We start from the raw sequence: 24,998 nt of genomic DNA, 5'->3' as shown, positions 1-24,998 counted from the left end.
CCATGTTCGACAGCACCAGGGCCTTCGGTTCCTTCGCCGTTCCCGACACCGCGCGGGCCGAGGAGTTCTACGGGAACACCCTCGGGCTCGCGGTCGGGCCCGTCGAGGGCATGGAGGAGCACGGCCTGCTCAGCATCGACCTGGGGGAGGGGCGGGCCGTCCTGGTCTACCCCAAGCCCGACCACCGGCCCGCGAACTTCACCGTCCTCAACCTGCCCGTGGACGACGTCGACGCCACCGTGGACGAGCTCGTCCGCCGCGGCGTCGAGATGCTCCGCTACGAGGGGTTCGGCCAGGACGAGAGGGGGATCGCGCGGGGGAACCCGACGGTGGCGTGGTTCGCCGATCCGTTCGGGAACGTGTGTTCTGTCGTACAGGAGGCGTAACGTGACGGTCGTGGTGGAACACGCGTCTGACCAGGACTTCGTACGGCTCGCCGACCCGTACCGGCGGGAGCTGTTCGCGCACTGCTACCGGATGCTGGGGTCGGTGCACGACGCCGAGGACCTGGTGCAGGAGACCTATCTGCGCGCCTGGAGGGCCTACGACCGGTTCGAGGGCCGGTCCAGTCTGCGCACCTGGCTCCACCGGATCGCCACCACGGCCTGTCTCACCGCCCTGGAGAAGCGGCAGCGGCGGCCTCTGCCCACGGGGCTCGGCGGACCCACCGCCGAGCCCGAGGGCGCGTTGGCCGACCGCCCGGAGGTGCCCTGGCTGGAGCCGGTGCCCGACGTCCTGGTCGGCGCGGACGATCCGGGGACGGTGGTGGCGGCGCGTGAGAGCGTGCGCCTGGCTCTGGTCGCGGCGCTCCAGTACCTGCAACCCAAGCAGAGGGCGGTGCTGGTCCTGCGTGACGTGCTGCGGTTCAGCGCCGCCGAGGTCGCGGATCTCATGGACACCTCCGTGCCCGCGGTGAACAGCCTTCTCCAGAGGGCTCGGGCGCACCTGGCCAGGGTGAGCCCGAGCGAGGAGGAGGTGGCCGAGCCCCGGCCCGGACAAGACGAGGTTCTGGCGCGGTACGTCGCCGCGTTCGAGGCCTATGACATCCCGGCGATCACCGAGTTGTTCACCGCCGACGCGGTGTTCGAGATGCCGCCCTTCACCAGTTGGGTGCGCGGTGCCGAGCACATCGGTCGCCTGATCGCCACCCACTGCCCGGCCAGCGGGGCGGGCGACATGGCGATGGTGCCGACCGGGGCCAACGGGCAGCCAGCGTTCGCGCTGTACATGCGTGGTGGTGACGGCGTCCACCGGGCGTTCGGGATCCAGGTCCTGGAGCTGGCGCCCGGGGGAGCGGGGGTCGCCCACACGGTGATGTTCTTCGACACTACGCTCTTCCGGCACTTCGGGATGCCCGCTGTTCTGCCCCCGCGCCGCTGATGCGGTGGGTGTTGTGTGGCCCTGTGGGAAGTTTCAGGTGTTCTGGGGGATAAGGGGTTGGGTGTCTGTATTTCGAGAAGTTGGAAAAACGGCCACTTGCCGCTGGTAAGTTTGCTGGTCAGTGACTGTGTTCCCCGCGCACGCGGGGATGGTCCCAACGCCCCGGGGACGGCCGGGGCTTCCGCTAGGTGTTCCCCGCGCACGCGGGGATGGTCCCTCCTCGAGGAGCTCCCTACACGCGCGAGGAGGGTGCTCCCCGCACACGCGGGGATGGTCCCCGCTCCCCCCGGTCGAGGAGGAGCACGACCAGGTGCTCCCCGCACACGCGGGGATGGTCCCGACCCGAGCTTGGGGCCGAACTTGGCCAACGCGTGCTCCCCGCACACGCGGGGATGGTCCCCGCCCGTCCCCCTCCCTGCTTTGGTGGTCGGGGTGCTCCCCGCGCACGCGGGGATGGTCCCACGATGTACACGGACGGGCGGCCGATCTTCGTGTGCTCCCCGCGCACGCGGGGATGGTCCCCCCGCCTTCAGCAGGAAGGGCGATCGGAACGGTGCTCCCCGCGCACGCGGGGATGGTCCCCCCGAGGGCGGCCCCGTGCGGGGGCCGGGGCGTGCTCCCCGCGCACGCGGGGATTGGTGATCGGGCGGGTCCGGCCCGGCAGCCCTAATCAACCCTGACCACGTACTTGCCCTGCACACCGCCCACCTCCAACGCACGGTGCGCCACCGCCGTTTCACGCAGCGAGAAGACAGTGTCCACCGACGGGCTCAGCTTTCCCTCGACCACGTGGCGAGCGAGGTCGTCGAGATCCTCTCGTCTGGGGTCGCCGCTGAAGAAGCGCACCCGGCCGTGTCCGTGGACCGCGCTGGCCATGACGTAGCCGAGTGACGCAGCGGGCCGCGCCAGGTCGAAGGCGATGGTGACCATGCGCCCGCCGGGGTTCAGCAGGTTCCGGAAGGCCCGCAGGTCGGTCCCCACGGTGTCCAGGACCACGTCGAAGCGGCCCAGCTCCCCCGGAGGGACGGACCGGTGGTCAACGGCCTTGTGAGCGCCGAGACCGCGGACGAAATCGAGGTTGGCGGCGCGGGCGAGGGCCGTTACCTCGGCTCCGTACGCCCGTCCGAGCTGCACGGCGGCGTTGCCCACACCACCCGCCGCGCCCCGCACGAGGAGGCGTTCGCCAGCGCGCAGCCCGGCTTTGTCCCGCAGGGCGGTGACGGCCGTGGTGGCCACCGGCAGCGCGGCGGCGTCNAGCTCCAGTCCGTCGGGGACCCGGCCGAGCCGCTCGGCGGGCACGGTCACGTACTCGGCGGCGCTGCCGAACCCGGAGGTGCGCCCCAGAACGCCCCATACGCGGTCACCGACCGCGATCTCCGTCGCGCCGGTACCCAGTGCGACGACCTCGCCGGTGAAGTCCAGCCCGACGCGCTTGGGAAACTTCCGGCCGGTCAGGAGGCGGAGACGACCGGCACGGGCTGCCAGCTCACCGCCGTTGACGCTGAACGCGCGTACCCGCACGAGCACCTCGCCCGGTGCGGGCTCGGGGCGTGTCACCCGGCCCACGTAGAGCACGTCGGGGGTGCCGTAGCGGTCGAAGAGCACTGCCTTCATCGTGCGGTCGTCCATCGTCCTACCTTCGCGGCCGGGCCATACGGGGATCTGGCCTCGACCGTAGGCTTCCAAACGGACGGGATCGTCCACTTGAGTCGGAAGTGAGAGACAGCGATGACGGAATCCTCTCGGATCAAGGGCCCGGACGGAGTACGGGCCGACGCCCGGCGCAACAGGGAGCGTCTCATCGTCGCCGCCCGTGCGGTCTTCGCCGAGCGCGGGATCGACGCGCCGATGGCGACGGTGGCTCGCCGGGCCGGGGTCGGCGTAGCGACGCTGTACCGGCACTTCCCGACCCGGGACGCCCTGGTGCGGGGCGCGTTCACGCGGCAGATGGAGACCTGCGCGCAGGCGCTCACCGAGGCGCTGGCCGACCCCGACCCGTGGCAGGGCTTCCAGCGGCTGATCGAGACGGTCTGCGAGCTCCAGCGGGAGGAACGGGGGTTCCCGGCCGCGTTCGTCGCGGCCTTCCCGGACGGCGCCGCGGAACACGCACAGTCCCGGGAACGCGCCGAGCGGGACCTCATGACCCTGGTACGCAGGGCACAGGAGTCGGGAGCGCTGCGGGCCGACTTCCACCCTTCCGACCTCGCCGTCATCCTGTTGGCGCACTGCGGTCTGGTCACCGCTCTGCCAGACGACGGCGCGGCGTCCCGGCGCCTGGTGGCCTATCTGCTCCAGTCGTTCCGCGCCGACACGGCCAGCGGGCCCCTGCCACCGCCGACTTCACTGTCCCTGCGCGGTCTTCCCATCACGGCTGTCGGTCCCCAGGGGCGGCGGTCCTCCGGAGCCTGACGTGAGGCGGCACCCGCCACGGGCCCCTTCGGGCGACAACTCCGCCTCCACCACTCCCACCACGGGCCCCGGACGCCACGGGCCCCATCCCATGGCACGGCCTCCCCACGCTCGTGGGGAACCGGCGACCTTCGCCCCGTCGACGCGTATCGTGCCACCCACGGCCCCCGCCCGTGCGCACGTGGGACGGAGCCAACGCTTTTCCCGGACGGATCGTTACCACGTTCCTCCGTGCCATGAGGCACACGATATTTCCGGGGCCGGGAGGGGAAAGTGTGCTAGGTTCGATGAAGTTGCAGTCGTGATTCCCGTTGGATGTACATCTTGTTCGGGTTATTGCCGCAGTGACGGGAAAATCGTCAGACCGCGGTTTTCTTCATACTCCCGAACGAGAGGAACACCCATGGCGACCGGTACGGTCAAGTGGTTCAACGGTGACAAGGGCTTCGGCTTCATCGAGCAGGACGGCGGCGGCCCCGACGTCTTCGCNCCCCCCTCCCCCCCCATCCAGGCCAGCGGCTACCGCGAGCTCGCGGAGGGCCAGGCCGTGGAATTCGGCGTCACCCAGGGTGCCAAGGGCCTCCAGGCCGACAACATCACCCTGATCTGAACGAACTGAGACTCCTTCCGGGGCAGGGGCCCGCCCTCGCGGCTGCGGCCCCTCCCCGGTTCTGCTTTTTCCGGACCGCTTTTCTGGCCGTCGTTCTCCGACAGGCGCTGGTCCGGTCCTCCGCCACGACCCCGGAACCTCCGTGCGGATCGTGGATCCTCGAAGACTCTTTCCGGCGCACACCCGGTGTCACACGCCGAAGCCCCCCGAGGGCTTCCCGCCAGGCACGCGCCGGCGGCGAAAGGCCCACATGAACCAACCCCGCACCAACACGCGCCGCAGCCGCCCCTCCGGGGGTTACGGCCGGCAGCGTCCCCACCGGTCCGGCGGCCGTCCCCAGCGCGGCGGCTTCGGCGGACGCCAGGCGGGACGCCCCTCCGGAGAGTTCGCGCTCCCCGTCTCCACCACCCCCGCGCTCGACCCGGTCCACGCCTTCCAGGACCTGGAGATGCCCGCGCCGCTGAAGTCGACGCTGGCCCGCCAGGGCCTGACCACACCGTCGGCCATCCAGGCGGCGACGCTGCCCAACTCGCTGGCCGGGCGCGACGTCCTCGGCCGCAGCCAGACCGGCTCGGGCAAGACCCTGGCCTTCGGGCTGGCACTGCTCGCCCGGCTGGAAGGCCGCGTGGCCGACCCCCGTCAGCCCCTGGCCGTGGTACTCGCACCGACCCGCGAACTCGCCCAGCAGGTGAACGACTCGCTCGCCCCCTACGCCCGTTCGCTGCGCGTGCGCACGACGACCGTGGTGGGCGGTATGCCCATCAGCCGTCAGGCCCGCGACCTGCGTCAGGGCGTGGAACTGGTCGTCGCCACCCCGGGCCGTCTGCGCGACCTGATGGAGCGCGGCGACTGCATTCTGGACCAGGTCGACGTCACCGTCCTGGACGAGGCCGACCAGATGACCGACATGGGCTTCATGCCGCAGGTCACCGCGATCCTGACGGAGGTGCCGACCGGGGGACAGCGCATGCTGTTCTCGGCCACCCTGGACCGCAACGTCGACACCCTGGTCCGCCGGTTCCTGAACGACCCGGTGGTCCACTCGGTCGACCCGTCCGAGGGCGCCGTCTCCACCATGGAGCACCACGTCCTGCACGTGTCGCACGTCGACAAGCAGTCCACCGCCGTCCACATCGCGGCCCGCGAGGGACAGGTCATCCTGTTCCTGGACACCAAGCACGCCGTGGACCGGATGGCCAAGCACCTGCTCAACAGCGGCGTCCGGGCGGCGCCGCTGCACGGCGGCCGGTCCCAGCCCCAGCGCACCCGCACCCTCAAGCAGTTCAAGGAGGGCACGGTGACCGCGCTGGTCGCGACCAACGTCGCCGCGCGCGGCATCCACGTGGACGGGCTGGACCTGGTGGTCAACATCGACCCGCCCACGGACCACAAGGACTACCTGCACCGGGGCGGGCGCACCGCGCGCGCGGGTGAGACGGGCAGCGTGGTCACGCTCGTGCTGCCCAACGAGCGGCGGGACATGGCCAGGCTGATGCAGCGGGCCCGGATCGACGCGCGGGTCGCCCAGGTGAGCGCCGACGACCCCGAGCTGGCCCGGGTGACCGGAGCCCGGGAGCCCTCCGGCGTTCCGGTGACCCTGCCCAGCGGTCCGCGACAGGAACAGCGCCGCCGGGGCGGTCGCGGTTCGTCCCCGCACGGTTCGTCCCCGCGCGGGTCCGCTTCGCGCCGCCGCGGTCCCCGCCGCCCGGCCTAGGCACCTCTTCCGAACCGGTGAGNGGCGGGTCGCGCCCGCCCGGTTCCGCCTGAACGGACCGACGCACCGCTCCACCGCGTGGCGGCCCGGAGGCCGCCCCGGTCGAGGTCCGGCGGCCCGCACCAGCCGAGTCCTCCGCCCGCGGAGAGGCATCCGCCCCGCGCACGCGCGACCGTGCGCGCCGCCGGGGCCGCCTCCCGCCCAGCGGTCGCACACGCCGGACGTGGTCGGTCGCCGCTCGCCCGGCTCACACCGTCCGGGCGAGCCGGAACCCCAGGTCGTCGACGCGCAGGGTCGGATGGCTCTTGCGGCGGCACGATGCCCGGCACCCCCGCGGGTGGTCGTTCCAGCCCCCGCCCCGGAACACGCGGTACGGGCCGTAGACCGCCGGGTCGTAGACGTCCCAGCACCACTCCCACACGTTGCCGATCATGTCGTACAGACCCCACGCGTTTGGTGCCCTGGTCGCGACGTCGTGCGCACCGCCGTCCGAGTTCGCGCGGTACCACCCGATCTCGTCCAGCTCTCCGTACCGAACGCCGGGGGTCCCGGCCCGGCACGCGTACTCCCACTCCGCCTCGGACGGCAGGCGGTAGCCCCCGGCCCGCCAGTCGCAGACCACGTCCGACCCGTCGGGGTCGTCACCCACGGAATAGCACGGTGCGAGCCCCTCCACCCGCGAAAGCAGGTTGCAGAACCGGATGGCGTCCCTCCAGGACACCTCGGTCACCGGAGCCCTCGGCCCGGCACCACTCGCGGACACCCCAGACCCCTCTGGCACCTCCGTCATCCCATGCACCTCAGGCATCCGACTCACGACGGCGTCGTACAGCTCACGGGTCACGGGACAGGAGTCCAGCCGGAAGGGACCGACCCCGACCTTCCACTCCGTCCTCGTTCCCTCGTCCCGCAGGACGATCTCCCCGCCGGGGATCTCCACCATCTGCTCCGCGATCGCCCGGTACGGGGCGGATTCAGGGCTCGTCACGTGTTCTTTCCTACCCGACGTCCACGTGTCGGCGCCCCGCGGCCCCCGCGGCCCCCGCGGTTCCCGCGCCGTGGCCGGTGATCCGTTCGGCGGACGTCGGCTCCGAGGTCGGGGAAGGCGTTGTGCGTGGGGAGGCCCGCTCCCTACCGGCAGGCCACCCGAGGCGGTTCGCCGGGAGGGCATGACGGCCCGAAGCGCCCAGCCCCGCCGCCATCCCGCTACGCCGCCTCGCGGTGGGGTCCCGGACGCGGTGCGAGCTCGAACTCCGCCCAGACCACGCAGCCGTGGCCCTCGCCGGGCGGACCGGTCCGCCGGGTTCCCCAACACGTGGCGAAGTGGTCGATGAGCAGGAGCCCGTGCCCCCGGGCGACCTCCCGCCACACCTCGTCCCGCCCCGACCCGGAACCCGACCCGGGCCCCGCTCCGGGGGCCGGACACGGCACACACGACGGGCGCCCCGGCACCCACCGGTCCGTCACCGACAGGCGCAGCACGCGTCGGCCCCCGGCGCCGTGGCGCAGGAGGAGCGTGCGCAGCACCTCCACTCCGTCCCCGCCGGGCAGGACGCGGCCGACGGTGCTGGCGAACATCTCGCTGGCACACAGCACCACCGCCGCGATCAGCTCCTCGTCCGCACCGGGCACCCGCGCCAGGTCGGCGTGCACGTCGGCCCTGGCCCGGCGGACGGCCGCCAGGTTCGCGGGGTAGGTACGGCGCTTCCAGCGCCTGTCGAGGTCGATCGGTCGCCGGGGGTGCGGCAGGACGGTCATCTCGGTTCCTCCTCAGGACCGGGGCGGGCCGTGCGGGAAACGGGTTCTCCCCGCGGCCTCTCACGGATTCTCATGGGCTCTCCCGGGTTGTCGCGGATTCTCCCGGGCTCTCGCGGGTTCTCGCGGGGACGCACGAGGGTCCACGGGTTCTCGGGGTTCGGCGGCACCGGCGGACACGCTCCGCGCGCCCACCGGCCGCCCTATCGGGTCGCGGCGAAGATCGTGGCCTCGTCGTCGAGCCACACCAGCTGGTGGTCGGCCGACACGGTCAGACCGAACCGCGTGTGCGCGGGCCGCCCGGCCTCCGTCCACAGCAGGTGGGCGGACTCCAACTCGTCGAACAGCCGCCGAGGGCCGTGCTGGCGCACCTCGTAACCGGTGTCCCGGTGCTCGGGATCGATGTGCCAGGAGGCCCACGACCAGGTGGACGGGTCCAGCAGGTAGACCGTGAAGCGGGGATCCTCGGGCCCGCTCCCGAACCGCACGATCCTGTGCACGTCCGGCATCTGCAACCCCACCGCGAAGGCCCCGTCGGAGTCACCGACCACCTCGCCGGGGTGCAACCAGGAACGCGTGGTGGTGTGCTCGTCGTCGTCCGGCCAGACGTGGGTCTCCAACAGGTGGCGCGGGGCCCTCTCCGCGCGCGCCCACGTCCGGTCGGTGTACCCGGCGAACCTCCCGTGGGCCGTTCCGTGCGGACCGACCACCAGGTCGACCAGAACACCGTGGTGGAACGCGGTACCCCACGGCGTGAGGATGCGTCCGCCGGGACGGGACTGGGCCACCCAGTCGTAGGGCACCCGCCGTACCGCCACGGCACTGACCACCCGGTCGTAGGGCGCGCGTCCCGCCCACCCCCGCATGCCGTCCCCGCTGACCACCAGCGGTGTGAACCCCGCGCTCATCAACCGCACCCTCGCCTCCTCGGCGAGTTCGAAGTCGATCTCCACGGAGGTGACGGCGTCGTCGCCGAGGTGGCGCGCGAGCAGCCCGGCGGTGTACCCGCTGCCGGTGCCCACCTCCAGCACCCGCATCCCCGGTTCGGCTCCGAGCCGCCGCAGCAGAGCGGCCACCGAGGACGGTGCCGGGGCCGAGGACGTCGGAGCGCCCGGCCCGTAGCGGGCTCCGTCGTCGACCTGGGTGACGACGGGGACGTCGGCGTAGGCGGCCTCCAGCCACCGCTGTTCGTCGCGCCGCCGGTCGACGGGGGCGCCCGTGTCGACGTCGGCGATCTCCTCGGGCAGGAACAGGTGCCGGGGAACCGCCGCGAAGCCGTCGCGCCACTCCGGTGCCAGGTCGCCCTCCCTGAGGAGGCGCTCGACCATCCTTGCGTGGGGAGGGATCATCCGTGGCACCTCCCGTGCCGTCCTTCGCGCCAGCCGCCGCCGTTTCTGCCCAGTGAAGTGGAGGTCACCGCTCTTCTCCTCGGGGGTGCCCCGGCAAGGACGAACCAGGGTCTTGCGTCCATTACGGGGGCGGGGGTTTCCGGGTAAGGATTACTACGGAAGATGTAACGCCGTTCGTCCGCGAGGACGGAATTCCGTGCCGATATACACCGGCGGTATGCATGACGAAATCCCTGGTCGGTCCACGTTCCTCCCCGCCACGGGCCTTCTGGTCCCGCGCCGACGTCCTCCGGTCGCTGGCCGAGCGGGACGCCGGAGCCCTGTTCGGGCTCCTCCGTCAGCACNGGGCCCCAGCCAGCAGGCGATCGGCTCGGCCGTCGACATGGCACAACCCCACGTGAGCGCGATCATGGCGGGAAAACGGCTGGTCACCGCACTGAGCACGTGGCAGCGGGTCGCCGACGGCCTGGCCATGCCCTCCGAGGCCCGCCGGGTCCTGGGCCTCGCGGATTCGGGCGCGGAGTATTCAACGGGCTTTTCCTGGACAGAACCATCGGTGGAGGAAGGCGATTTATGGTCCGCTTCCAGAACGGCGCAGGACATCGTCGACATCACCCTGAAGGACCTGATGAAACGCAGAGACGCATTCGCGGCCGGAGGCGTGCTCCTCGTGGGCGCCACACTGACGGAGACGCTGGAACACTGGCTGCTGCCCCACCCGGCCGCCCCGAGCCCGGTCCGCGGCACCATCGGAGAGTCGGAGCTGCGGCGCATCGAGGCCGCCACCGTGGCACTGCGGCACTGGAACGACCGGTGGCGCCTGGGCGTGCGGCGCAAGGCCGTCGTCGGACAGCTCTCGGAGGTGTCCGAACTCGTCGAGAGCCCGCAGCCCGAACCCGTCCAGGCCCGGCTGTTCGCGGTCATGGCCGAGCTGTCCAAGACCGTGGCCTCGATGTCCTTCGACGCCGGTGACCACCCCACGGCGCAGAGGTACTACACCCTCTCCCTGCGCGCGCTCCACCAGGCGGGGCCCGAGCACCGCGCCTACGGTGTCGGGGTCCTCGCCGACATGGCGCGGCAGATGCTCGACCTTCACCGCCCCGACGACGCCCTCGACATCTCCCGCCTCGCACTCGACAGCGCGGACGCCACCGGGGCACCCGCGCGCGTCCGAGCGATGTTACGCACGCGCGAGGGGTGGTCCTACGCGCGGATGGGCCGGTCCGAGGCCTACCACCGCACCGTCGTCCAGGCCGAGACCCTCCTCGCGGACGCGAACGGGGAGGAGGTGCCCGACTGGCTGGGCGGCTTCGACCACGCCGAACTGGCGGGGGTGGTCGGCGCCCGGTACCGGGACCTCGCCGCGGGGCAGCGTGACCCGGCGGCCCGCCGAAGACACGCCGAGTCCTCCGCCGCCTACATCACCCGGGCGCTGCGGCTGCGCAACCCCTCCGGAAGGCGAGGACGCGCCTTCGACCTCATCGGACTCGGCCGCACCTACCTGCTGCTCGACGAGCCCGCCGAGGCCGCGCGGGTGGTGCGCCAGGCCGTCGCCCTCGAACACTCACTCGGTTCGGGGCGGGTACGCAGGCGACTGAGCGACTGGTACACCGAGTCCGCCACGCACCACCGCGACCCGCATGTGGCCGAGGTCCGCGACGAGTTATCACATACGCTGCTGCACCATCAGCGAAATGTGAAAGGGACGACGTGACTCGAATCGGGATCACTGGTCATTCGAATCTTTCCGTCGACAGCGTGACGTTGGTACGCAAAGCCCTGGAGAAGGCGCTCGCGCCCTACGCCGGTGAATCGCTCGTCGGAGTCTCCTGCCTGGCGCGCGGCGCGGACCAGCTCTTCGCCGAGGCCGTGATCGAGGCCGGGGGAGAGGTCGAGGTCGTGCTGCCCTCCGCCGACTACCGCGAGGCCAAGGTCAAACCCGGTGACCTGGACCGGTTCGACGACCTGCTCGTGCGTTCGTCCCTGGTGCGCTACATGCCGCACCGCAGGGCCGACCGGGCCGCCTACGAGGACGCCAACGAGGCCGTGCTGGACGGGGTGGACCTGCTGTTCGCCGTGTGGGACGGGCAGCCCTCCGGAGGCAGGGGAGGCACCGGGGACGCGGTCGAGGCGGCCCGGGAGAGGGGGCTGCCGGTGGAGGTCATCTGGCCCGAGGGCGCCCGGCGCGACTGAGACCCGGGTCCGCCCCGGGAGCCGCGGGGCGCGTGGTCGGGGCCGCGTGGGCCCCGACCACGGCGCGCGCCGCTCAGTGTTCGTCCAGCGAGCGGTGCAGGGTGTCCGCGAAGGCGTCGGGATGGGAGCCGAAACCCAGGTGGTCGCCCGGGAAGGCGACCGGGTCCGTGTCGAGCCGCAGCGCGAGGGCGAGGCCCATGTCGTGGATGGGCTTGCCCGCGTTCTCCTCCCCCAGACCCACCGTCACCGGGACCCCGCTCGTGCGCACGGCGTCCACGTCGGGCTCGTACAGGGACAGGGGCATCAGCCCGTGGGCGAGGAAGTAGGCGAAGTTCCCGCTGACGCGTTCGAACGTCTCCGCGTCCTCGTGCATCGGGTTGCCCTCCGCGTCGAGGTCCAGGCCGTTCAGCTCCAGGAACTTGTCCATCGCCGCGTCAACGCCCTCGCTGCGGTAGGTGTCGTGGACGTCCTTGCCGCGGGACATCATCTCGGAGGGGTCGTCGAGCAGCGTCAGGCACGGCGGCTCGTGGGCGACGAGTTCCCGGACCAGCGTGGGGTGGCGTGCCACCAGGTCGAGCCCGACGTGGGCGCCCGCGCTGTTGCCGAACACGTAGGCGGGGATGCCCACCTCGGAGACCAGGCGCGCGGCGTCGTCGCTGTGCACGTCCACCCGCTGCTCCTCGGGTTCGCCGTCCAGGGGGCTGCGCGAGTTGCCCCGGGGGTCGTAGGCCACGGTCGTGTAGTGGTCGGCCAGGCGATCGGCGATTCCGTCGAAGACCCCCGCGTCCTGCGGGCCGCCGGGGATCATCAGCAGGAGCGGGCCCGTGCCGCGGACCTCGTAGTGGATCCTGGCTCCCGGGACCTTCAGGGTGTTTGCCTCGGGCGGGTGGTGCGGCATGGTGTCGCCTCCTGCCTTGCGTGCTCTGTGTTCAGCCGTCGCTGAGGACCATGTGGTTGCCCTCGCTGTCACGGAACTCGGCGACCGTGGTCCCCGGCTGCCAGGGGGCCTCCTGCGGTTCCGTGGTGATCTCGACGCCCCTGGCCCGCAGGGCCTCGACGGTGGTCCCGACGTTCTCGACCACCAGCACCATGACGGGCTCGGTGGACGGCTTCTCGTCGGGGCGCCGGTTGAAGTGCAGCCTGGTCGTCGCGCCGGGGAGGCTGAGCTCGATCCACCGCCACCCGTCGTCGCCCATGGGGGCGTCCGCGGCCACCTGGCAGCCGAGCGCGTCGGTGTAGAAGGCCTTGGCCCGCTCCTGGTCGAACACGGGGAGTTCGGCGAACTTGACGTACATGGATTTCCGTTCCTCCTGGCGCTGCCCGGCTCCTGCCGAACTGGACCGTCTAGTACCGCATTTGCTTCAAAACTAGACCGTACAGTACCAATGGGTCAATCGGGGCAAAAAGATCTCGGATCGACGACCACACGAGGGTGATGAGCAGAGTGAAGCCGCCAGAGGAGGAGGGGTTGAGCCGTTCGGCCCGCAAGCGCCGGGCCATCCTGGGCGCGGCGGAGGAGGTCTTCCTCAAAGGTGGCTACCTCGGGACGAACATGGACGAGATCGCCGCGATCTCGGGGGTTTCCAAGCAGACGATCTACAAGCACTTCGGGAGCAAGGAGGGGCTGTTCGTCGAGATCGTCACCAGCATGACCTCCGGTGCGGGGGACGCCGTGCACAGCGAGGCGCCCGAGCCGGAACGTGCCGAAGAGGTGGCGGCGTACCTGCGGAACTACGCGTGTCGCCAGCTCACGGTGGTGCTCACGCCCCGGTTGATGCAGTTGAGGCGGATGGTCATCGGTGAGGTCGCGCGGTTCCCCGAACTGGCGCGGGTGCTGTACGAGTGCGGGCCGCAGAGGGCGATTTCCGCACTGGCCGAGAGCTTCGCCCGGCTTGCCGACCGGGGTCTGCTCTCGCTGGAGGATCCCCTGCGGGCGGCGTCGCACTTCAACTGGTTGGTGATGTCGGAACCGGTGAACCGGGCTATGTTGCTGGGAGACGAGGCGATTCCGAGCGTCGAGGAGTTGTGCGCGCACGCGGATGAAGGTGTGAGGGTGTTCCTGGCGGCGTACGGAGTTGAGGGTGGTTAGAGGGTTTATGGGGTGTTTGGGGTCTGTGGTGCTGGTGTCTGTTTCTCAGGAAGTTGGAGAAACGGACGCTTGCCGCTGGTAAGTTCGCAGGTCGTTGACGGTGCTCCCCGCGCACGCGGGGATGGTCCCGCCGGGGGCTCCCCGAACATGAGCGAGTCAAGGTGCTCCCCGCGCACGCGGGGATGGTCCCGCCGGGGGCTCCCCGAACATGAGCGAGTCAAGGTGCTCCCCGCGCACGCGGGGATGGTCCCGGGTCTGGCGCGAGTGGGAGCGCGACACGAAGGTGCTCCCCGCGCACGCGGGGATGGTCCCCACCAGGACGTGACCCCGAGGAGCCGCGCGAGGTGCTCCCCGCGCACGCGGGGATGGTCCCTCCCAGCGCCCCTCCTGCTCCCACACGGCCAGGTGCTCCCCGCGCACGCGGGGATGGTCCCGCCGGGGGCTCCCCGAACATGAGCGAGTCAAGGTGCTCCCCGCGCACGCGGGGATGGTCCACAGATGGTGTTCTTCTGGCGCGGGAAGCGCCAGTGCTCCCCGCGCACGCGGGGATGGTCCCACGGTCGACTTCATGCTCCGCATCGTGTGGGGGTGCTCCCCGCGCACGCGGGGATGGTCCCGGCTTCGGCTCCAAGCAGGCCGGGCAGGTCGCGTGCTCCCCGCGCACGCGGGGATGGTTTCTCGTTAAGGACGTGCGGAGCCTTTTGCCTTCTCCTCGCCCAAACTTCCACGTTCGGTTCGGACATGGACCCAACTTGGGCCTGAGGGGTCTCGCAGCCACACCCGGTGCTCGCCGGTGATGTCGACAGTGAGCCCGTACTCGGTCAGGTCGGGACTCCCCTGAGCCCGCCACCATTCTCGGGCGGTGATGATCCGCTCACCGAGTCGATCCGGGCCGCCCTGCTCGACACGCCCGTCCGCGTACAGCCGTGCCCACGAAGGGGAGTCCACGGCCGAAAGCCACACACAGCTCCGCTCCTTACCGGGGAGGGGCTGGAAACCCATGGCGGTACCGGGATTCATCAAGGCCAGTTGCGGACCGGCGCCGTCCAACACCAGGTCGCGTGCGTCTCCAGTCAGGGTCCAGGTCCGATCGGCGATCGCGTCATGGTCAGGCGGTGCACCCCTTCGGCCCCTCTGGTCGCGCAGGCTCATGAAGTCGGCGTTACCAACAAACCGCCCCTGTGCCAGGTTCGCGCCTGCACCCACGACCAGTTGGGCCATCATTCCGCCTGGAAGTGTGACCCCGGGAGCCCACGGGGTCACGATGACTCCGCCGGGGCGTGTCTGCCTCATCCACTCCGCTGGTACCCGTACCAAGGCACAGGTTGCGATGACGGAGTCGAACGGAGCCCCGGACGGGTGGCCGTCAACGCCGTCGCTGAGAAAGGTCGCCGGCGCGTAACCGGCCGCCTCCAGGGCGCGGCGGGCTCTCTTCAACACGGAGGGGTCCACCTCGATGGTGACGACCTGTCCTTGCGTACCCACGAGTTCACACAGCAGAGCCGTGTTGAAGCCGGTTCCGGTGCCGATCTCCAGCACGCGGTGCCCCGGCTTCACCCCGGCGGCCTCCAGCATCGTCGCCATCACCGAAGGCGCGGACGAGGATGACGTGGGGACGTTCGCAGGCCCGTCACAGCCCTCGTTGACCTGGGTGATGACGGGAGCGTCGGTATAGACCTGATCGGCCCAGCCCTCCGGATCCGTGTTCCGGTCCAGCGAGGGACCGACCAACCCTGGCCATACCTGGTCCGGAATGAACAGGTGTCGGGGGACCTTGGCGAACACTTCACGGATGCGTACGTCGGTCTCCAAACTCGCGGCGAGACGTGTCCGCCGTGTCCCGAGCGTCTCGATCCCGTCCTTCATGCCTGCCCCGTTCCGTTGCAGTCGGGGCAGGGAATCATTTCCTTGTCCGACCACGGACCCGAACCATCGCCACCGACGAAGACGTACTTCGCGCCGTCGCATCCCGAACATGCGGCCATGAGCGCACACCCTTTCCGTTGTTTCCGGGATGAGACTAGGAAGTGTTCTCCGTGGTGGGAAGTGGTATGTACGTCTATTCAACAAACACATTCCACCGCAGCGTTCGGGTGAATAAGGGTGAATGTGGATTCCTAATCCTCCGTCAGCGAGTCGATCGCGCGGACGAGGAGGGCGCGCGCGTCGCGCCCGTATCTGGCGCCTCGTGCGCACAGGTCGAAGGCTCGGGTGTACTGCTCCACCTCGGTGGGGTGGGTGAGGCGCAGCTCCGCTGACAGGGTCTCGACGGTGACGAGACGATCGTCGTGGATCCAGAAACCATGCCCTGGGTCGAACAGCACACGTTGGTCGAACGGAATGATCCCCAGCGACACGTTGGACAGGGAAGAAACCGCCGTGAGCCGGTCCAACTGGTCCACCATCGCATCGCGGCCGGTGTAGCGAGTGTGGAGTACGGCCTCCGTGATGAGGAAACGGAACTTCCTGCGCTTGTCGTAGAGCAGGTCCTGGCGTTCGAGGCGTTTGCGGACGGCCTCCTCCACGCCGACGGAAGCGCCACGGAAATTCGCGTATCGGGTGATTACCTCTCGGATGTAGGGTTCCGTCTGAAGGATTCCAGGTATGACACTGCATTCGTATACGCGACGGCTCTTAGCTTCTGCGTCCCTGGCTCCTACGTCGACCTGCGGGCCCTGCATGCCTGTGCGCTCCTGGACCCGCCATTCGACGTACATCGATTCCAGGACACGGAGTCGATTGATGATCTCCCCGGCGCTGTCCTCCCGGCCACAGGCTTCCGCCCACGTCTGAACGTCCCTGCTGGTGGGGGTCTGACGGCCGGTTTCCATGCGGGAGATCTTCGGCTGGCTCCAGCCCAGCAGCACGGCCAGCTGCGAACCGGTCAGGCCCGCACCGGTTCGCAACTCTCGGAGGCTTCGCCCGATCTCGTGCCGGGCGCGTTCGAGGGAGTATGACACCTACACAGTCAACCGCTTCGGTGCCTCAGGGGCGTACTCGCCGTGGGGAATCGCGTAGTGCCAGGCGATGTCACGCCACTGGCAGTACTGGGCGATCGTCGCTGGATCGTCGATGACCTCGTACCTGTGGGGAGAGTCGTTTTCGTCGAAGTGCAGGATGCACACCCACCGGCTGTCGAAGAGCCAGAAGTCGCGTGGGGGGAGCTTCTCGACCGCTGGGTGGTGGCGGGGGAGCCAGCGGATGTCCTCACCGGCCTCCAGGTTGAACCGGGTGGCGGCGTGCTCCCAGCGGATGTAGTCGCTCAGTGGCTCACTGACCACGCGAACCCGCTGCCAGAGCTTTCCGGCCGCACGAGCGTCACGGACGTTCCGATGCCAGGCGGAGGTTCGCGCGTGTTCCTTTTCGAGGGAGAGGTCGCCCGTGCGAAGCCAGTACTCGAACTCCTCCCGCTCGGAGGAGACGTCGTATCGGTCGCGGACCTCCAGTTTCCAGGTGGTGTGCTCGAACTCCCGGAACTGCCGGGCGAACTCGTCCCTGGTGAGGGTCCTGGTCACGGAGAGGGCTCCTTGTCGGCGAAGCGGAGGAGCTTCTCGGGGATCTCCACCACGGTTTCGTTCTCGGCCAGGTCACGCAGATCAGCGAGGGCTTCGGGGTCGGTCACCCTGTATCCCTGAACCACGATGGTTCCCCGGTCGGTCCGGTACAAGGTCGGGCAGTCGCCGTCTCGGCTGTCGGTGCCCAGGAACTCCAGACGCATGGCATCAAGTCTCTCGACTAGTCACGGATATTCATGACAGCTCCATACTTGACCACCTACTGCGTCCGGGCAACTCCTGAAAGTGTCCGAAAGCGGCCAGTCCTGGGCGGGGACACCGACACCCTGCACGTGATGCTCAAGGGCGATGACTGAGCGTTCGACCGCCAGCTCGTCGACGGCGCACTCGAAGCGATCGGCACCCCGGGTACCAGATGCCGTTGAGAATCTTCACCCCGCAGGTGCTCGCCCACACTGGAGCGAAGCTGTCCAAGTCGCTGCTGCGCGAACACGGCAAGGACGCGCTGCCCGCCGACGTGGAACCGTGGATGCTCGACACCGCCAAGGAACTCGGACGACTCATGACCAACCGACCCGCCGACCTCGACCAGCGCCCTCGGGTACACGAGATGGGCATCTACAAGCGTTACTTCGACCTGATCAAGGCCGGAACCAAGACCACGGAGATCCGGGTCAACGACAGCAGCCGGAAGCGGCTCAAGGTCGGGGACCTCCTGCGTTTCAAATGTCGCGGCGAGGAGGTTCTGACACGGATCACCCGCCTGATCCGGTACACCGACTTCGAGGACATGTTCGACCACGAGCCGGTTTCCTCTGTGAACCCGACTGCGACCCGGGAAGACCAGCTCCGTAACATCCGGGAGATCTACCCGCCCGAGCGCGAGGCCCTGGGCGTGGTTGCCATCGGTATCGAACTGGTAGCCCCACCCCCTTGAGGGTTGACTGCGTCACTGCTGTGGTCCGCATGACCTCAACTCGATGACCTTGCTGAGATTACTTGGTTCAGGGGGCTGCCGTGGAGATCCCCTGTAGGCAAGGGTGCAATGTGCGTTCCTGCCGATACTCTGCGGCCATGGTCTTCCGTGGGCTACATGCGCTGCCCGTTTTGTCTGTTTCTCAGGAAGTTGGAGAAACGGACGCTTGCCGCTGGTAAGTTCGCAGGTCGTTGACCGTGCTCCCCGCGCACGCGGGGATGGTCCCATGGACGGGGAGAACTGGGTGATGTATTGACTGTGCTCCCCGCGCACGCGGGGATGGACCGGTGACGGGCAAGATCAACCCCATCTACGAGAGGTGCTCCCCGCGCACGCGGGGATGGACCCCGGAAGGACTGGGTGAGGGTGAGTTCCACATCGTGCTCCCCGCGCACGCGGGGATGGTCCCGGGACGGGTGACAACTCCCGGTGGAACCCCGGGTGCTCCCCGCGCACGCGGGGATGGTCCCGCATCCACGGCCGCCTGAATCTTGGCGCTGAAGTGCTCCCCGCGCACGCGGGGATGGTCCCTACGAGAAGGGGCAGTCCACCCGGGCCGCCGCGTGCTCCCCGCGCACGCGGGGATGGTCCCATGGACGGGGAGAACTGGGTGATGTACGAATCGTGCTCCCCGCGCACGCGGGGATGGTCCCGCGGACCGGAACCCGGCCGAGGCGCGCACGAAGTGCTCCCCGCGCACGCGGGGATGGTCCCCCGACCGGTCGGCGGCCTACGATCTCACCGACGTGCTCCCCGCGCACGCGGGGATGGTCCCTGTCCGCATGCCCGGTAAGCCCAAGCGCCCCCGGTGCTCCCCGCGCACGCGGGGATGGTCCCTTTGCAACCGGGTCCCTTGACGGGCGAGAACGGTGCTCCCCGTGCACGCGGGGATGGTCTCTCGTCAATACGGAGAGTCAGTGCCTGGCGGTAGTGTTCTCCGTACGCGGGGATGGTCCTGGTTGGAGGCTCGGCCTGGGATAAGTCTGAGTTTCACTCGATCAGCTTGTCAAAGACGAAGAATGCCCCGCCGAGGGTAGTGAGGGCCAGAGCAAGCGCAGCAGCTGGATGATCACCAGCGATCCAGCGGAGGACACCGATGGTGGCTCCAGCGAGCAGAGCAAGGAGAAAGATGAAGGCAGTGCGGGCCTTGACGCGGCTGTTCGGGGCCTCGTGGCTCGTGTTGTGGGGGGTCATGGATGCCTGGCGCTCGCTCTCTGGGACTGAGGAAGTTCGTCTGTAAAGTTTGTACGCACGTAGTGGTTGTTTTGATTTGGTTGGCCTGTGTGGAGCGTACCGTGGAAGCGTCGTCCGTGGGATGCTTTCGTGTGTTCCTCGCATGAGCGGGGATGGTCCCCACTAGGTGCGGACAGACAAGTGCTCCCAGCGTATGCCGGGATTTCTGCTGGTCCTCGGGCTTTGAAGTTCGAGGACCAGCACACCTCAGGAGCTGTTGGCCAGATGTGGCCAGACTCGATATGGGCGTTTGGCTGCGGAAGGTCGTCCGCCTCCGATTCAATGTCGGCCATGACAAGCAAGGGCCGCCCCCAGCCCTGGACCGGCCACCTCTCCCGAGCAGCCCGCGCAGCGTGGGCCAAGCACGACTTCGACTCCGACGGCTGGCTACCGCTATGGCGCCACATGGCCGACAGCGCCGCCGTCGCGACCAAGCTCTGGGGCGAGTGGCTCCCCGCCCAGGTGCGTGACCACATCAGTTACGCCCTTCCCAACGGCGAGGACGATGCTCGCCGCCTGGTCATCTGGCTCGCCGCCATACACGACATTGGCAAGGCCACCCCTGCCTTCGCCTGCCAGGTCGAACACCTCGCGGATGACATGCGCGCACATGGGCTCGACATGCCCCTCCAGAAGCAGATGGCCGACCGTAAACGCGCCCCGCACGGCTTGGCCGGACAGCTCATTCTCGGGGAGTGGCTGGTTGAACACCACGGTTGGCAGCCACGGGACACTAACCAGTTCGCGGTTGTCGCCGGAGGTCACCACGGCATCCCGCCGACCAACGATGAGATCACCGCTCTGAGCAACCTCCCTGAAGTCCTGCGTACCCCCGGCAGCGCGGACACCTGGGAACGAGTGCAGAATGAACTTCTCAACGCGGCCGCGCAGATCACCGGCGCGGCCGAACGCCTCGCGGACTGGCGCACCGTCAAGCTTCCGCAGACGGTTCAGATCCTGTTGACCGCCCTGGTCATCACCGCTGACTGGATCGCCAGCAATTCCGAACTGTTCCCCTACTTCCCGGGCGAGCGCGGCACCGATCCTGAACGCACGGAGGAGGCCTGGCGCCTTCTCGACCTGCCCAAACAATGGGAACCCCAGGAGACCTGGGGCACGGCCGCCGAACTCTTCAAGGCCCGCTTCGAACTCCCTGAGGGCGCCGTCCTTCGCCCGGTGCAGGAACAGGCCGTCGAGGCCGCCCGCGCCATGACCGGCCCTGGCCTGATGGCCATTGAAGCCCCCATGGGAGAGGGCAAGACCGAGGCAGCCCTGGCAGCCGCCGAGATCCTCGCCGCCCGCACCGGAGCGGGCGGCTGCTTCGTCGCCCTGCCCACCATGGCCACCAGCAACGCCATGTTCTCCCGCTTCACCCAGTGGCTGCACCGGCTTCCCGGCATGCCGGGGGAAGCCGCCTCGATTTTCCTCGCCCACTCCAAGTCCCACCTCAACAAGGAGTTCGCGAGTTACCTCGGTGGAGGTCCTTGTCTGGCCACCGATACCGACCGAGACTCCGAGGACGTGTCCGGCGATACGGCCCTGGTCGCGCACCGTTGGCTGCGCGGGCGCAAGAAGGGCATGCTGTCCTCCTTCTCGGTCGGCACCATCGACCAGTTGCTCTTCGCCAGCCTCAAGAGCAAGCACCTGGCCCTGCGCCACCTCGCGCTGGCGGGCAAGGTCGTCGTCATCGACGAGGCTCACGCCTACGACGCCTATATGAACACCTACCTAGACCGAGCCCTGGCCTGGCTCGGAAGGTACGGAGTGCCGGTCATCGTCCTGTCCGCCACCCTTCCGGCCGGACGCAGGCGCGAACTCGCCCAGGCCTACACGGGGGAGGGGAAGAGAACACAAGTGCGGGCGTACGAGGAGATCGCTCAGACGGACGCCTATCCGCTGATCACCACCGCCGAGCCCGGCCTCGCCCCACGCCTGTACGCTCCCGCCGCCTCCGGACGAGCCACGAACGTCCTCCTGGAGTCCCTGGACGACGACCTCGCCGTTCTCACCGATCGCTTGGAGCAGGAACTCACCGAGGGCGGCTGTGCCCTGGTCATCCGCAACACCGTCGCCCGGGTCCACGAGACCGCGTCCCACCTACGCGAGCACTTCGACGACGATGTGGTGACCGTCGCCCACTCACGTTTCCTCGACCTCGACCGTGCTACCCGGGACGAACAGCTCCTGAGCCAGTACGGTTCTCCCACCAAGGTTGCCGAACTCAGGGGCAAGCGCCCCACTCGACACATCGTGGTCGCCAGTCAGGTCGTCGAACAGTCCCTGGACGTCGACTTCGACCTGCTCGTTACCGACCTTGCCCCCGTCGACCTGGTGCTCCAGCGCATGGGCCGTCTGCACCGTCACCCCCGGGGCGAGGAACAGGGAGACCGCCCGTCCCGGCTTCGGACCGCCCGCTGTCTGATCACCGGAGTGGACTGGGCCGAGACACCGCCCCTTCCGGTACGGGGTTCGCGGACCGTCTACGGCGAGTACCCGCTCCTGCGATCCCTTGCCGTGCTCCTCCCCCATCTCGAAGCGGACACCGATAGTGGACGCACCCTCCGGTTACCCGACCACATCAGTCCGCTCGTTCAGGCGGCCTACACGCAGGACACCGACGACGCCAGTTGCGCACCATCCAGTTGGAACCAGGCCCTGTCTGATGCACGCAAAGCACAGGAGACTTACCAGGCCGACAAGGCCACCCACGCTCGCACCTTCCTCCTCGACCCGGCTGCCCGCGACGGCCGCGCGATTATCGGGTGGGTGGACGCCGGGGTCGGAGAGGCAGAGGACACCCAGCGGGGTAAGGCTCAGGTCCGAGACACCGGCGAGAGCCTGGAGGTCCTCGTTGCCAGACGCACCTCGGACGGAACGCTGACCACGATCCCCTGGCTGACCGAAGAGCGCGGTGGTCTGCCCCTGCCCGCCGAGTCGGTTCCGGCTCCCAAAGCCGTTCGTGCTCTGGCAGCCAGCGGACTGCGCCTGCCCTACCATTTCACCCTTTCCAGCGACATGATCGAGCGCACCATCACGGATCTGGAGAACGACCTCGTCGAGGCATGGCAGACCAAGGAAGCCCACTGGGTCGCGGGGGAACTAGTCCTGTTCCTGGACGAGGACGACCGCGCCGAGCTGGCTGGTCACCAACTCCACTACACCCGATCCGACGGCTTGGAGGTCATTCGTGACGAGTGAGGCACTCACCGCCGCACCAACGTCCGCACCCAGCTTCGATCTGACCCGCAGCCCGTGGATCCCGGTTCTGCGTGGCGACGGCGTCGAGACGGAGCTCTCCCTGATCGAGATCTTCGAACAGGCCAGACACGTGCGTCGTCTGGTCGGTGACGTTCCCACACAGGACTTCGCCCTTCTGCGCCTGCTTCTGGCGATTCTGCACGACGCACTCGACGGTCCCCAGGAGGTGGAGGACTGGGGTGACCTGTGGGACGCCGAACTACCGTTGGACGTTCTGCGCTCCTATCTCGACGCCCACAGGGAACGCTTTGACCTCCTTCACCCGAGTACTCCCTTCCTTCAGGTGGCGGACCTGCACACCAAGAAGGGCGATCACTCGGCGCTCGACCGGATGGTCGCAGACGTCCCCAACGGAGCGCGATTCTTCAGTATGCGAGCCCACGGCGCCCAGAGCCTCGGATACGCGGAGGCGGCTCGCTGGCTGGTGCACACTCATGCCTACGACCCCTCCGGAATCAAGTCCGGGGCCGAGGGCGACCCCCGGGTCAAGGGAGGCAAGGGCTACCCGCAGGGCGTGGGCTGGGCAGGCAACCTCGGCGGAGTGTACGTGGAGGGCGACAACCTGCGCGAAACGCTGCTGCTCAACCTCGTGGCCTTCGACACCGCCAACTTGGACACCGACCCGGACCGGGACCGGCCCGCCTGGGTTCACCCGCCCGCCACTGCGGCACCCCTGGAAGGGGCGCAGGCTGCCACACGTCCCTACGGGCTACGCGACCTCTACACCTGGCAGAGTCGGCGCCTGCGTCTGCACCACGACGAGGAGGGCGTGCACGGTGTCCTGCTCGCCTACGGAGATCCGCTCGCTCCGCGCAACATGCAGCTGCGCGAACCCATGTCCGCTTGGCGGCGCAGCCCCGCACAGGAGAAGAAGCTTCGTGAGGCCATCGTCTACCTGCCTCGGGAGCACGACCCGGCCCGTGCTGCCTGGCGAGGACTGGGTGCCCTGGTCACTGGTGAGGTCAGGGGTGCCGATCAGCGCCAGGAGGCAGCTGACCAGGTGCGCCCCCGCATCCTGGAATGGGTCGCTCGCCTTACCGTCGATCGATACCTGAAGCCTGGTCATCTCGTCCGGGCCCGTCTGGCGGGTGCGGTCTACGGCACACAGCAGTCCGTCATCGACGAGATCGTCGACGACGCGGTGGCGATGCCCGTGGTCATCCTGCACAGGGAGAATCAGGACCTGGCGCGGACCGCCGTCCGAGCCGTCACCGACGCCGAGAATGCGGTCACCGCCCTGGGGGATTTGGCCACCGCCCTGGCCGACGCTGCGGGAGCCGATGGTGAGGGACCGCGCACGACCGCTCGCGACCACGGGTTCGGAGCTCTTGACGAACCCTTTCGCACGTGGTTGTGCGGCCTCGGACGTGCGGAGGAAGAAGAGGCCCTGGAAGCTCTTCTCAACGACCCGACGTACCCAACCGAACAGCGCCGGATCTGGCAGTTCACCGTCCGAGACGTCATATCACGTCTCGGTGACGAACTCATCGGGTCCGCCAGTGAGACTGCTTGGGAAGGGAGGGTCATCGATACCAAGAACGGTGCCTTCTGGCTCAACACATCCAGTGCCGACCTGCGTTTTCGCAGGGCACTGCGAGAACGGCTCCCCCTGACCAACTCCGACCACAGCACGGAGGAAGCACAGTGACCACAGCGACCACCACCGGGTTCACCCGCGAACTCAGGGAGGTGGGTACAACGGTGGACGAACGCGTCCGCCAACTCCAGGCCGGATACCTCCAGGATCTTCCTGGCGCGGTGGCGACCCTGGCTAAGTTGCGCCGGGGCGCTGGCAAACCCGTCGAAGCGGTCCCGGAACTGGTCGGGCTGACCATCGACCATGGCTTCTATCAGCTGTTTCCCCTCGAACACCCCCGCATCTCCGACGCGGAGTCCGCTGTGCACGAGGCGCTCACGCTCTACGCACTGCACCAGCAGTCCAAACGTGAGAAGGGCATGCACCGGCGTGGACGGGAACTCGGTGAAGCGGTCCGCCGCCTTATGCCGCCCCGCGACATCGACGAACCCCTACGCAAACGGTTCGTGCAGGCCCAGACGGCCCACAGCCCCGAGATCCGCCTGGACCGTATCAGGAGCATCGTCACGCTTCTGCGCACGCAGGACGTTCAGCTGGACTACGGGCTGCTGGCCGACCAGCTCTACGACGCCCGCACCCGAGCTGGTGCCGAGCGCGTACGCCGGTCCTGGGGGCGTAGTTTCCAGGCGTACCGGCAACGTGAAGAGGTCCAGACTGACGGGCCGGACGAGACAGACACCGACCCCGCCGAATGAGTTCTTTCGGGTGAGTGGTCCACGGTCCCCGTAGTAGAGCCCTCGACGGCCCACCTCTTGCCAGCAGCCTTTCCGCCCCTGTCCCACACGCACCTGCGCCCCCGCGCCCCCTGAACTCCGTGAGCGGGGCACCGACCAGACGAGGACACACCATGAGCCGCACCATTCTCGACGTGCACGTGTTGCAGACCGTGCCGCCCAGCAACCTTAACCGTGACGACACCG

Annotated in this window: 24 protein-coding genes and 3 CRISPR repeat arrays; of the genes, 13 read left to right on the top strand and 11 right to left on the bottom strand. The window is 68.9% G+C overall.

Annotated elements, in window-relative coordinates:
• Positions 1-2 precede the first annotated feature (2 nt).
• The gene (locus tag D455_RS0105920; RefSeq protein WP_017569838.1) at positions 3-386 is read left to right on the top strand and encodes a VOC family protein; all 384 of its coding nucleotides are present in this window, start codon (positions 3-5) and stop codon (positions 384-386) included.
• 1 nt (position 387) lies between these two features.
• Positions 388-1,380: a sigma-70 family RNA polymerase sigma factor gene (locus tag D455_RS0105915; RefSeq protein WP_017569837.1), complete on the top strand. Its 993-nt coding sequence runs from the start codon at positions 388-390 to the stop codon at positions 1,378-1,380.
• A gap of 127 nt (positions 1,381-1,507) precedes the next feature.
• A CRISPR array of direct repeats spans positions 1,508-2,022; the repeat unit is 29 nt; unit sequence GTGCTCCCCGCGCACGCGGGGATGGTCCC.
• 24 nt (positions 2,023-2,046) lie between these two features.
• Here D455_RS0105915 and D455_RS0105910 read toward each other — a convergent pair.
• Complete coding sequence (locus tag D455_RS0105910) at positions 2,047-2,994, bottom strand: NAD(P)-dependent alcohol dehydrogenase (protein ID WP_206539245.1); 948 nt, start codon at positions 2,992-2,994, stop codon at positions 2,047-2,049.
• 114 nt (positions 2,995-3,108) lie between these two features.
• On the opposite strand from D455_RS0105910, the gene D455_RS0105905 reads away from it, so the two are divergent.
• From D455_RS0105905 to D455_RS0105895, 3 genes are all read left to right on the top strand, one after another.
• Positions 3,109-3,789, top strand: a complete 681-nt coding sequence (locus tag D455_RS0105905) for a TetR/AcrR family transcriptional regulator (protein WP_017569835.1) — start codon at positions 3,109-3,111, stop codon at positions 3,787-3,789.
• A gap of 403 nt (positions 3,790-4,192) precedes the next feature.
• Positions 4,193-4,399 carry a cold-shock protein gene (locus D455_RS0105900; protein WP_017569834.1) on the top strand — a complete coding sequence of 69 codons (207 nt, stop codon included), beginning with the start codon at positions 4,193-4,195 and terminating at the stop codon, positions 4,397-4,399.
• Positions 4,400-4,649: 250 nt separating this feature from the next.
• Positions 4,650-6,113, top strand: a complete 1,464-nt coding sequence (locus D455_RS0105895) for a DEAD/DEAH box helicase (protein ID WP_017569833.1) — start codon at positions 4,650-4,652, stop codon at positions 6,111-6,113.
• A 247-nt stretch (positions 6,114-6,360) separates the two neighbouring features.
• Here the strand turns inward: D455_RS0105895 and D455_RS0105890 are convergent, their stop codons facing one another.
• From D455_RS0105890 to D455_RS0105880, 3 genes are all read right to left on the bottom strand, one after another.
• Positions 6,361-7,056, bottom strand: a complete 696-nt coding sequence (locus D455_RS0105890) for a formylglycine-generating enzyme family protein (protein ID WP_040684523.1) — start codon at positions 7,054-7,056, stop codon at positions 6,361-6,363.
• A gap of 263 nt (positions 7,057-7,319) precedes the next feature.
• Entirely contained in the window at positions 7,320-7,871 is a 552-nt protein-coding gene (locus D455_RS0105885) for an ATP-binding protein (protein WP_017569831.1), read from the bottom strand.
• Positions 7,872-8,071: 200 nt separating this feature from the next.
• Positions 8,072-9,217, bottom strand: a complete 1,146-nt coding sequence (locus D455_RS0105880; RefSeq protein ID WP_026122359.1) for a methyltransferase domain-containing protein — start codon at positions 9,215-9,217, stop codon at positions 8,072-8,074.
• Between the two features lie 382 nt (positions 9,218-9,599).
• Here D455_RS0105880 and D455_RS0105875 point away from each other — a divergent pair, with 382 nt between their 5' ends.
• Both D455_RS0105875 and D455_RS0105870 read left to right on the top strand, forming a co-directional pair.
• A complete protein-coding gene (locus tag D455_RS0105875) occupies positions 9,600-10,931 on the top strand; it encodes a hypothetical protein (protein WP_241480180.1) in 1,332 nt (443 codons plus the stop codon).
• Positions 10,928-11,410 (top strand): hypothetical protein, encoded by a 483-nt coding sequence (locus D455_RS0105870; protein ID WP_026122358.1) that lies wholly within the window; start codon positions 10,928-10,930, stop codon positions 11,408-11,410. Before D455_RS0105875 ends, D455_RS0105870 begins: the two co-directional genes overlap by 4 nt.
• A 73-nt stretch (positions 11,411-11,483) precedes the next feature.
• Here the strand turns inward: D455_RS0105870 and D455_RS0105865 are convergent, their stop codons facing one another.
• Together D455_RS0105865 and D455_RS0105860 are read right to left on the bottom strand one after the other, a co-directional pair.
• Positions 11,484-12,308, bottom strand: coding sequence for an alpha/beta fold hydrolase (locus tag D455_RS0105865; RefSeq protein WP_017569827.1), 825 nt, complete (start codon positions 12,306-12,308; stop codon positions 11,484-11,486).
• A gap of 31 nt (positions 12,309-12,339) precedes the next feature.
• Positions 12,340-12,705 carry a VOC family protein gene (locus D455_RS0105860; protein WP_017569826.1) on the bottom strand — a complete coding sequence of 122 codons (366 nt, stop codon included), beginning with the start codon at positions 12,703-12,705 and terminating at the stop codon, positions 12,340-12,342.
• Between the two features lie 140 nt (positions 12,706-12,845).
• On the opposite strand from D455_RS0105860, the gene D455_RS0105855 reads away from it, so the two are divergent.
• Positions 12,846-13,499 carry a TetR/AcrR family transcriptional regulator gene (locus tag D455_RS0105855; RefSeq protein ID WP_040684521.1) on the top strand — a complete coding sequence of 218 codons (654 nt, stop codon included), beginning with the start codon at positions 12,846-12,848 and terminating at the stop codon, positions 13,497-13,499.
• Between the two features lie 100 nt (positions 13,500-13,599).
• A CRISPR array of direct repeats spans positions 13,600-14,177; the repeat unit is 29 nt; unit sequence GTGCTCCCCGCGCACGCGGGGATGGTCCC.
• A gap of 3 nt (positions 14,178-14,180) precedes the next feature.
• Here the strand turns inward: D455_RS0105855 and D455_RS0105850 are convergent.
• The 4 genes from D455_RS0105850 to D455_RS0105835 form a co-directional block, all read right to left on the bottom strand.
• Positions 14,181-15,365, bottom strand: coding sequence for a methyltransferase domain-containing protein (locus D455_RS0105850; RefSeq protein ID WP_017569824.1), 1,185 nt, complete (start codon positions 15,363-15,365; stop codon positions 14,181-14,183).
• A 251-nt stretch (positions 15,366-15,616) separates the two neighbouring features.
• Complete coding sequence (locus tag D455_RS0105845) at positions 15,617-16,459, bottom strand: helix-turn-helix domain-containing protein (protein ID WP_017569823.1); 843 nt, start codon at positions 16,457-16,459, stop codon at positions 15,617-15,619.
• Entirely contained in the window at positions 16,460-17,014 is a 555-nt protein-coding gene (locus D455_RS0105840; protein WP_017569822.1) for a DUF6879 family protein, read from the bottom strand.
• Complete coding sequence (locus D455_RS0105835; protein WP_017569821.1) at positions 17,011-17,217, bottom strand: hypothetical protein; 207 nt, start codon at positions 17,215-17,217, stop codon at positions 17,011-17,013. The genes D455_RS0105840 and D455_RS0105835 overlap by 4 nt, the downstream gene beginning before the upstream one ends.
• A gap of 212 nt (positions 17,218-17,429) precedes the next feature.
• Here D455_RS0105835 and D455_RS0105830 point away from each other — a divergent pair, with 212 nt between their 5' ends.
• Positions 17,430-17,951 (top strand): ASCH domain-containing protein, encoded by a 522-nt coding sequence (locus tag D455_RS0105830; protein ID WP_241480179.1) that lies wholly within the window; start codon positions 17,430-17,432, stop codon positions 17,949-17,951.
• A gap of 236 nt (positions 17,952-18,187) precedes the next feature.
• Positions 18,188-18,888: a CRISPR direct-repeat array (repeat unit 29 nt; unit sequence GTGCTCCCCGCGCACGCGGGGATGGTCCC).
• Positions 18,889-18,980: 92 nt separating this feature from the next.
• Here the strand turns inward: D455_RS0105830 and D455_RS29375 are convergent.
• Positions 18,981-19,184: a hypothetical protein gene (locus D455_RS29375; protein ID WP_040684518.1), complete on the bottom strand. Its 204-nt coding sequence runs from the start codon at positions 19,182-19,184 to the stop codon at positions 18,981-18,983.
• A 321-nt stretch (positions 19,185-19,505) separates the two neighbouring features.
• On the opposite strand from D455_RS29375, the gene D455_RS0105820 reads away from it, so the two are divergent.
• From D455_RS0105820 to D455_RS35130, 4 genes are all read left to right on the top strand, one after another.
• Positions 19,506-22,421, top strand: coding sequence for a CRISPR-associated helicase/endonuclease Cas3 (locus D455_RS0105820; protein WP_017569818.1), 2,916 nt, complete (start codon positions 19,506-19,508; stop codon positions 22,419-22,421).
• A complete protein-coding gene (gene casA / locus D455_RS0105815; RefSeq protein WP_017569817.1) occupies positions 22,411-24,129 on the top strand; it encodes a type I-E CRISPR-associated protein Cse1/CasA in 1,719 nt (572 codons plus the stop codon). Before D455_RS0105820 ends, casA begins: the two co-directional genes overlap by 11 nt.
• Positions 24,126-24,773 carry a type I-E CRISPR-associated protein Cse2/CasB gene (casB, locus tag D455_RS0105810; protein ID WP_017569816.1) on the top strand — a complete coding sequence of 216 codons (648 nt, stop codon included), beginning with the start codon at positions 24,126-24,128 and terminating at the stop codon, positions 24,771-24,773. Before casA ends, casB begins: the two co-directional genes overlap by 4 nt.
• 152 nt (positions 24,774-24,925) lie before the next feature.
• The coding region (locus D455_RS35130) for a type I-E CRISPR-associated protein Cas7/Cse4/CasC (protein ID WP_241480181.1) at positions 24,926-24,998 on the top strand (73 nt) is incomplete at its 3' end.

Source organism: Nocardiopsis halotolerans DSM 44410 (assembly GCF_000341065.1).
GTDB lineage: Bacteria > Actinomycetota > Actinomycetes > Streptosporangiales > Streptosporangiaceae > Nocardiopsis > Nocardiopsis halotolerans.
The sequence above is the reverse complement of the archived record's forward strand: the minus strand, read 5'-3'. Positions and strand labels throughout refer to the sequence as shown.